Source organism: Streptomyces sp. TRM64462 (assembly GCF_013362995.1).
In the GTDB taxonomy this organism is placed as follows: Bacteria; Actinomycetota; Actinomycetes; order Streptomycetales; family Streptomycetaceae; genus Streptomyces.
Genome location: NZ_JABWDV010000406.1, coordinates 24,246 through 32,550, shown reverse-complemented (window position 1 = coordinate 32,550; position 8,305 = coordinate 24,246). Strand labels below are relative to the sequence as shown.

General features: G+C 69.7%; 8 protein-coding genes. 2 read left to right on the top strand and 6 right to left on the bottom strand.

Going from position 1 to position 8,305, the window contains the following annotated elements; translation table 11 throughout:
* The 4 genes from HTZ82_RS24515 to HTZ82_RS24500 all read right to left on the bottom strand — a co-directional run.
* On the bottom strand, window positions 1–302 hold a 302-nt coding region (locus tag HTZ82_RS24515; RefSeq protein WP_175410252.1), incomplete at its 3' end, for a transposase.
* Window positions 303–339: 37 nt separating this feature from the next.
* Window positions 340–957, bottom strand: coding sequence for a hypothetical protein (locus HTZ82_RS24510; RefSeq protein WP_175411592.1), 618 nt, complete (start codon window positions 955–957; stop codon window positions 340–342).
* A 175-nt stretch (window positions 958–1,132) separates the two neighbouring features.
* Entirely contained in the window at window positions 1,133–2,044 is a 912-nt protein-coding gene (locus HTZ82_RS24505) for a tRNA (adenine-N1)-methyltransferase (RefSeq protein WP_175411591.1), read from the bottom strand.
* Between the two features lie 55 nt (window positions 2,045–2,099).
* Complete coding sequence (locus tag HTZ82_RS24500) at window positions 2,100–3,290, bottom strand: site-2 protease family protein (RefSeq protein WP_309235666.1); 1,191 nt, start codon at window positions 3,288–3,290, stop codon at window positions 2,100–2,102.
* A gap of 116 nt (window positions 3,291–3,406) precedes the next feature.
* Between HTZ82_RS24500 and HTZ82_RS24495 the strand changes: the two genes are divergently transcribed.
* Window positions 3,407–4,267 carry a RecB family exonuclease gene (locus HTZ82_RS24495; RefSeq protein WP_175411590.1) on the top strand — a complete coding sequence of 287 codons (861 nt, stop codon included), beginning with the start codon at window positions 3,407–3,409 and terminating at the stop codon, window positions 4,265–4,267.
* Between the two features lie 9 nt (window positions 4,268–4,276).
* Window positions 4,277–4,948: a response regulator transcription factor gene (locus tag HTZ82_RS24490; protein WP_175411589.1), complete on the top strand. Its 672-nt coding sequence runs from the start codon at window positions 4,277–4,279 to the stop codon at window positions 4,946–4,948.
* A gap of 80 nt (window positions 4,949–5,028) precedes the next feature.
* Here HTZ82_RS24490 and HTZ82_RS24485 read toward each other — a convergent pair whose 3' ends face one another.
* Window positions 5,029–6,615, bottom strand: coding sequence for an ABC transporter substrate-binding protein (locus HTZ82_RS24485; RefSeq protein ID WP_175411588.1), 1,587 nt, complete (start codon window positions 6,613–6,615; stop codon window positions 5,029–5,031).
* A 61-nt stretch (window positions 6,616–6,676) separates the two neighbouring features.
* A complete protein-coding gene (locus tag HTZ82_RS24480) occupies window positions 6,677–8,278 on the bottom strand; it encodes an ABC transporter substrate-binding protein (protein WP_175411587.1) in 1,602 nt (533 codons plus the stop codon).
* Window positions 8,279–8,305 lie beyond the last annotated feature (27 nt).

Genomic DNA, 8,305 nt, shown 5'->3' with positions numbered 1-8,305 from the left:
CGGACGATCGTGGAGTCGACCGCGACGACCCAGTCGAGGTCGCCTTCGGCGTCGGCCTGGGCGAGCAGGGCGGTGAAGACCTTCTCCCAGGTGCCGTCGGCGGCCCATTTCCGCAGCCGGTTGTGGGCGCCTTTCCATGAGCCGAAGTGCTCGGGCAGCTCCATCCACGGAGTGCCGGTGCGGTACTTGAAGGCGATCGCGTCGATCACCTGCCGGTGGTCCCGCCACCGGCCACCCCGCTTCGGTGTCCGGTCCGGCAGCAACGGCTCGATGCGTGCCCACTGGGCGTCAGTCAACGACACGCATCAACCAACGATCAGATGATCCGAAGGAAACGGCCTAACCGGCTGCTCCGGCGGTGCGGAGGAATGTGCCGCCGGTCCATCGCCAGTTGACGGTGTCGCGCCGGTCGGGGCAGCAGCGGGGGACGTCGGGGGTGCTGTAGCCGAGGAGGGTGGCGGTGATGGTGCCGTCACGGACGGCGAGCTGTGCGGTGCTGACGCCTTCGGCGGGGTCGACGAGGGTGGCGACGATGCGGGGGGTGTGGGTGTCGCGGCTGTGGGTGAGGACGTAGAGGCCGTGGGGCGGGGTGCCTGAGCCTGCCTGGCAGTGAGCCGCGGCGATGGTTTCGGGTGTGCCGTCTCCGTCGAGATCGCCGGTGGCGGTGTGGGCGATGACGGTGGGTGCTCCGGCGCAGGTCAGCGGATAGGTGACGGCGTCGGCGTCGGGTGCGGCCGCGGGGGTCGGCGTGGTGCCGGGGGCGGCTGCCGTGTGGGTGTGGGCGGGAAGGGTCGCGGTGGCGGGATCCGGCTGGAGGAGTCCGGTGACGGCGATGACGGCGGCCATGGCGGTGGCGGTGGCCAGCCAGTGCAGGGGCCCGGTGTGGGTGTGCGCGAGGTCGGGGCCGTGCGCGAGGCCGGGGGTGTGCGCGAGGTCCGGGACGGCGGAGGTCTGCACGCGGGGTGTCTCCTGTGGGCTGTGCGGGGGAGGTGGCCAGCATCGTGCCATATGTCACAGCAGGGGGGAACGGTGGGGGTGTCGGCGGGGTGCGGGGTGAACATGACGGCGCCGCCGCCGAGTTTCCGTGTGGGTACGGGAACTCGGCGGCGGCGTGGTGGCGTTGCCGGGTGTGTCAGGCCTTGTTGGGGGCTCCTTCTTTCCCTCCGCCCCACCCGACGTAGTCCTCGCCGTAGGCGCCCTTGGCGGGGCGGCGGCGGCGCATGGGGGGTTCGACGCCGTCGGCGAGGCGGCGGGCGGTGACGAGGAAGCCGGTGTGCCCGATCATGCGGTGGTCGGGGCGGACGGCGAGGCCTTCGACGTGCCAGTTGCGGATCATGGATTCCCAGGGCTGGGGTTCGGCGTAGCAGCCGATCTCGCGGATGGATTCCACGGTGCGGGCCAGCTGGGTGGTGGTCGCGACGTAGCAGCAGAGGATGCCGCCGGGTACGAGGGCCTTGGAGACCGCTTCGAGGCATTCCCAGGGGGCGAGCATGTCCAGGATGACGCGGTCGACGTCGGTGTCGGTGAGGTTGTCCTGGAGGTCGCCGACGGTGAGCTGCCAGGCGGGGTGGGGGCCGCCGAAGTAGCGTTCCACGTTGGCCTTGGCGATGTCGGCGAAGTCTTCGCGGCGCTCGTAGGAGTGGAGCATGCCGCTGTCGCCGATGGCGCGGAGCAGGAAGCTGCTGAGGGAGCCTGAGCCGACGCCGGCTTCGACGACGCGGGCGCCGGGGAAGATGTCGGCGAAGGCGAGGATCTGCCCCGCGTCCTTCGGGTAGACGACTGCGGCCCCGCGGGGCATGGACAGGACGTAGTCGGGGAGCAGGGGGCGCAGCGCGAGGTAGGCGACGTTTCCCGTGGTTCGGACAACACTGCCCTCGGGGGCGCCGATCAGCTCGTCGTGGGGGAAGGAACCCTTGTGGGTGTGGAAGTTCTTCCCGGCTTCGAGCGTGAACGTGTAGTGGCGTCCCTTGGGGTCGGTGAGCTGGACCTGGTCCCCGACCTTGAAGGGCCCGCGTCGGCGGGCGGCACCGGTCGGTTCGGACATGTGACCAGGGTACCGGGCTTCGGTGGGGGCCTGTGACGTGGTGCGGCGGGGGTGGTCAGCTGGGGCGGGCCATGGCCTGGACGAAGGCGCGTTCCACGTCGGCGGTGGAGAGGACTCCGTAGATCTCGCCGGTCTCCTCGATGACGAGGTATTCGGTGGCGGGGGTTTCGCGGAGTCGGTCGAGGAGGGCTTCGCCGGCGAGTTCTGCGGGGACTCTCATGCCGTCGGTGAGGTCCTGGGCGAGGCCGCTGACGGCGACCCAGGGGCGGCGGTGCTGGGGGATGCCGACGATGGCGGTCTCGCGGACGAGGGCGGTGGGTTCGCCGTGGCCGTCGACGACGACGAGGGCGCGGGCTCCGGCTTCGTTGGCGCGGCGGAGGGCCTCGGAGAGGGGGGTGTCGGAGGTGACGGGGACGGCGCGGCGGGTGAGGGCGCGGGCGCGGAGTTCGGGGAGGTGTTCGCGGAGGCGGGCCATGCGGAGGCTGTTGCCGGCGCCGGTCCAGATGATGGCGGCGAGGATGGCGGCGAGGAGCGCGTCCATGACGGTGTCCATGCCACTGAGGCCGTCGGTGGTGTTGCCGAGGGCTCCGGTGTGGGTGAGGAGGGGGAGGCCGATGAGGACGGTGACGGCGAGGGCGCGGCCGACCCAGGCGGCGGCGACGGTGCCGCTCATGGGCTTGCCGGTGATCTTCCAGACGACGGCGCGGAGCATGCGGCCGCCGTCGAGGGGGAGGCCGGGGAGGAGGTTGAAGGCGGCGACGATGAGGTTGGAGATCATCAGGCCGGCGAGGAGGACGCCGGGGACGGTGCCGGGTTCGACGGCTTTCATCCCGGCGTAGAAGAGGCCGGCGAGGGCGAGGGAGAGGAGGGGGCCGACGAAGGCGAGGACGAATTCGCGGCCGGGGGTCTCGGTCTCCTTCTCGATTTCGGAGACGCCGCCGAAGAACTGGAGCTGGATGCGGCGGACGGGGAGTTTGAAGCGGAGTGCGGCGACGGTGTGGGCGAGTTCGTGGACCAGGACGGAGGCGTAGAAGGCGACGGCGAAGAAGAGGGAGACGAGGTAGCGCGCGTTGCCGAGTTCGGGGAGGACCCGGTCGAGCTGGCCGCCGAAGACCCAGGTGATGAGCGCGGCGACGAGGAACCAGCTGGGGGCGACGTAGACGGGCACGCCGAAGGCGCGTCCCATGAGGATGCCACCGCCGGGTTCTCGGGTGCGCCGCTGCTTTGCGCTGTCGTCCTGGTTCACGGGGGCCCTTCGATGTGGAGGGTGAGGGGGGTTTCCTGGTCGATCATGCAGTGTGTGAGGGTCTGTGGTCGATGGTATGCGGCTTGCTGTCGGTGGCGGGTCGTAGGGTCTGAGCCATGACTACGAGCCCGCGGCCCCCGTCGTCGCTGTCGCCGTCCCGGGCGAGCGACTTCATGCAGTGTCCTTTGCTGTACCGGTTCCGGGTGATCGACAAGCTGCCGGAGAAGCCGAGTGCGGCGGCGACGCGGGGGACGCTGGTGCATGCGGTGCTGGAGCGGCTCTTCGATGTGCCGGCCGCGGAGCGGACGGCTCCGCAGGCGCGGGCGCTGATTCCGCGGCAGTGGGACCGGCTGCTGGAGTCGCGGCCGGAGCTGGGGGCGCTGTTCGAGGACGATCCGGAGGGGGAGCGTCTGGCGCAGTGGCTGCGGGAGGCGGAGCAGCTGGTGGAGCGGTGGTTCACGCTGGAGGATCCGACGCGGCTGGAGCCGGTGGAGCGTGAGCTGTTCGTGGAGACGGAGCTGGAGTCGGGGCTGCGGTTGCGGGGGGTGATCGACCGGGTGGATGTGGCGCCGACGGGTGAGGTGCGGATCGTCGACTACAAGACGGGGAAGGCGCCGCGGGCGGAGTACAGCGAGGGTGCGCTGTTCCAGATGGTGTTCTACGCGTTGGTGGTGCGGCGGTGGAAGGGGGTGCTGCCGCGGCGGTTGCAGCTGGTGTATCTGGGGAGCGGTGATGTGGTGACGTACGACCCGGTGGAGGCGGATCTTCGGCGGGTGGAGCGGAAGCTGCTGGCGCTGTGGGACGCGATTCGGCGGGCGACGGAGACGGGTGACTGGCGGCCGCGGCCGACGAAGCTGTGCGGGTGGTGCGATCACCAGGCGTTCTGTCCGGAGTTCGGGGGGACTCCCCCGGTGTACCCGTTGTCGGTGCGCGGGGGCGGGTCGGGGCAGAATGAGGCGGGTCAGGCGATCCCTTAAGGAGTTTCCGTGGCTATCCGCGTCCTACTGGTCGACGACCAGCCGCTGCTGCGTACCGGTTTCCGGATGATTCTGGAGGCGGAGCAGGACATCGCGGTGGTGGGTGAGGCCGGGGACGGCCTTCAGGCGCTCGATCAGGTGCGGGCGTTGCAGCCGGATGTGGTGCTGATGGACATCCGGATGCCCCGGATGGACGGTGTGGAGGCGACGCGGCAGATCACGGGTCCTGGGCGGGACGGGCCGGCGAAGGTGCTGGTGCTGACGACGTTCGATCTGGACGAGTATGTGGTGGAGGCGTTGCGGGCGGGGGCGAGCGGGTTTCTGCTGAAGGACGCTCCGGCGAACGAGCTGGTGCAGGCGATCCGGGTGGTGGCGGCGGGTGAGGCGATGCTGGCGCCGAGTATCACGCGGCGGCTGCTCGACAAGTACGCGGGGCATCTGCCGTCGGGTGAGGAGCCGGTGCCGGACGCGTTGAACACGCTGACGGAGCGTGAGGTCGAGGTGCTGAAGCTGGTGGCGCGGGGGTTGTCGAACGCGGAGATCGCGGCGGATCTGTTCGTGTCGGAGACGACGGTGAAGACGCATGTGGGTCATGTGCTGACGAAGCTGGGGCTGCGGGACCGGGTGCAGGCGGCCGTGTACGCGTACGAGAGCGGTCTGGTGCGTCCGGGCGCGCAGTAGCGGACGGGTGCGGATGTGCCGGTGCCCCCGTGGAGTGTCCACGGGGGCACCGGTGTCGGGTGGGGTTCCGCCCGGGTCGGTCAGCCCTTCTTGATCTCCCAGAAGCGGAAGACGGTGGACGCGTCGAGGGTCCACTCCAGGCCGCTGACGGTGTTGTAGGCGACGGCGTACTGCTTGGCCTGCCAGAGCGGGAGGATGGGGAGGTCCTCGGCGACGAGGTTCTGGAGTTTGGCGAACTCGTCCTGGGCCGAGGTCCGGTCGGCGGCGGCCGCCGTGTCCGGGATGATCTTGTTGGTGATCTTCTTGTTCTCGTAGTGGTTGCCGAGGACGTTGCCCTCGCCGAAGAACGGCTGGGTGAAGTTGTCCGGGTCGGGGTAGTCGGGGACCCAGCCCTTGACGTAGACGCCGTACTTGCCGGCTTCGATGTCCTTCTCGTACTGGTCGTACTCGACGGACTGGACGTCGGCGTCGAACAGGCCGCTGTTGTTGAGCTGCTTGGCGATGGCGTGGAGCTGCTGGTCGGTGCCGGGGCCGAAGCGGCTGGGCGTGGACCACAGGGTGAGCTTGACCTTGTCGTCGAAGCCGGCGTCGCGCAGGGCCTTCTTGGCCTTGTCGGGCTGGGGGCGGTCGCCGTAGCGGTCGAAGAAGGCGGTGTTGTGGCCGAGGATGCCGGCGGGGACGATCGAGTACAGGGGGGTGGCCGTGGACTGGTAGACGTCCTGGACGAGGGCGTCGCGGTCCACGAGGTGGGCGATGGCCTGGCGTACGCCGAGCTTGCCGGCGACGGGGTCCTTCATGTTGAAGACGAGGTGCTGTACTTCGGCGCTGGAGCCCTCGATGACCTCGATGCCCTTCTGGCCGGCCGTCGGGGAGCCGTTGAGCTCCTTGATGTCGGCTGCGGCGAGGCCTCGGTAGGCGACGTCGACGTCGCCGTTCTTGAGGCCTTCGGCGAGGGCCTTGCGGTCGCCCTGGTAGAACTTCAGCTTGATGCCGGTGTTGCGGACCTTGGCGGTGCCCTTGTAGTCGGCGTTGACGGAGAAGACGGCTTCCGTGTCGCTGAAGGATTCCAGCTTGTACGGGCCGGAGCCGACGGCCTTGTGGTCGCCGCGGAGGGCGTCGCCGGGGTAGGCGCGGTGGTCGACGATGGAGCCGGCACCGGAGGCGATCTTGCTGGGGAAGGTCGCGTCGGGCACCTTGAGCTTGAACACGACGGTCCGCTCGTCGGGCGTCTCGATCGTGTCGATGGTGGACAGCAGCGGCCCGGGGCCGTCCGGGTCGTCGATCTTGAGGGCGCGTTCGAAGGAGAACTTGACGTCCTCGGAGGTCAGCGGGTTGCCGTTGCTGAACTTCAGGCCGTCGCGCAGGGTGCACGTGTAGACGGTGCTGGCGCCCTTGTCGAACTCGCACTTGTCGGCGGCTTCCGGCTGGGGCGTGGTGGCGCCCTTGGGGAAGCTCAGCAGGGACTGGAAGACGTTGTTGAACAGCAGCCAGGAGCCGGGGTCGTAGCCGGCGGCCGGGTCGGTCGCCATGACCTTGTCGGAGATGCCGACGACGACCGTGCCGGCGCCGCCGGTGCCGGCGTCCTTGTCGGTGCCGCAGCCGCTGAGCGTGGCGGCCGCCAGCCCCGCTGCGAGCGGGGCCGTCAGCCACTTGTTGTGTGCCTTCACTGGAACCTTGCCTCTGGATCTCTTCGTCGACCGGGCCCATGCACGGCCGGTACAGCAGGGGTCAGGCGGTGCCTCGGCCGAGCTCCCAGAGCTGGAGGTCCGAGGAGGTGTTGAGCGCCCATTCGACGCCGGTCAGGGTGTCGCGGGAGGCGACGTACTGCTTGCCCTGCCAGAGCGGGAGCACCGGGACGTCGTCGGCGACGATGTCCTGGATCCGCTGGAACGCGGGGGTGGCGGCGGTGCGGTCGGCCTGGCGGCGGGACTCCGGGATGAGCCGGTCGCGGATCTCGTCGCTCACGTAGGGCGTGTTGAGGAAGTTGTCGGTGTCGAGGAACGGCGCGGTGTAGTTGTCGGGGTCGGGGAAGTCGGGGAACCAGCCGAGTCCGTAGACCGCGTAGTCGCCGCGCTTCTGGGCGGGGCGGTAGGTGGACCACTCGGTGCCCTGGAGGGTCACGTCGAAGAGCTTGCTCGCGTTGAGCTGGTCGCGCAGGGCGGCGAACTCGTCGGCGGTGGCGGAGCCGTAGTGGTCGGTGGTGTAGTGCAGGGTCAGCTTGACGGGGGTGGTGACGTCGGCGTCGCGGAGGATGCCGGCGGCCTTGTCGCGGCTGGGCTCGCCGTATGTGTTGAAGAACGAGTTGCGGTGCGCGGCGATCGTCGACGGGATCAGCGAGTAGAGGGGCTTGGCGGTCGGGCCGTACACCTTCGCGGTGAGCTGCTCGCGGTCGACGAGGGCGGCCATGGCCTGGCGGACGGCCTTGTTCTCGACGGACGGGGCCTTGGTGTTGAAGGCGAGGTAGCGGATCTCGAGGCCGGGGACCTCGGTGAGCTTGATGCCTTCCTTCGGCTTGTCGTCGAGTTCCTCGATCTGGCCGGGTTCCATGGTGCGGGTCATCATGTCGATGTCGCCGGCGTCGAGGGCTTCGGCCATGGTGTGGGCGTCCGTGAAGGAGCGGAGGACGACCTGGTCGTTGCGGAGTTTGACGTCGCCCTTGTAGTGGGGGTTCTTGGTGAAGACGACGCTGGTGACGTGGCCGTCGCGGACCTCGGGGCGCATGGTGTACGGGCCGGAGCCGTCGACCTGGAAGCCTTCGCGGAGCTTGGCGGGCTCGTACCTGTCGCTGCTGACGATCCCGGCGACGGGCGTCGACAGCTTGTACGGGAAGGTGGCGTCGGATGTCCTGAGGTGGAAGACGACCTCGCGGTAGCCCTTGGTCTCGACGGTGTCGATGTTGGCGAGCAGGCCCGCGGCTCCGTTGTCGGACTTGATGGCGAGGACGCGTTCGATGGAGAACTTCACGTCCTGGGCGGTGACGGGCTTGCCGTCGGCGAAGGTGAGGTCTTCGCGGAGGAGGCAGCGGTAGCTCTGGCTGGCGAGGTCGGTGAACCGGCACTCGGACGCCGCGTCGGGGACGGGGAGGCCGCCGCCGCGGGGGGTGCGCATGAGGGTCTGGACGGTCTGGCGGAGTACGTTCCAGATGCCGGTGTCGTAGGCGTGGGCCGGGTCGAAGGGGGCGGGTGCGTCCTCGGTGGCGGTGAACTGGTCGGTGGTGCCGACGACGATGGCGTTGCCTCTGGCGGCGCCGCCCGGCTCACTGCCGCAGGCGGTGAGGAGGGGGGCCAGCAGGCCGATGAGGGCCGGCAGCACCAAGGTCTTGCGGTTCATGGGGGACGTACTCCTGGTCCGGCACGG

Coding starts and splice junctions, on each gene's coding strand:
- HTZ82_RS24505 (WP_175411591.1), bottom strand. CDS start 2,044: ATGTCCGAACCGACCGGTGCCGCCCGCCGACGCGGGCCCTTCAAGGTC.
- HTZ82_RS24495 (WP_175411590.1), top strand. CDS start 3,407: ATGACTACGAGCCCGCGGCCCCCGTCGTCGCTGTCGCCGTCCCGGGCG.
- HTZ82_RS24480 (WP_175411587.1), bottom strand. CDS start 8,278: ATGAACCGCAAGACCTTGGTGCTGCCGGCCCTCATCGGCCTGCTGGCC.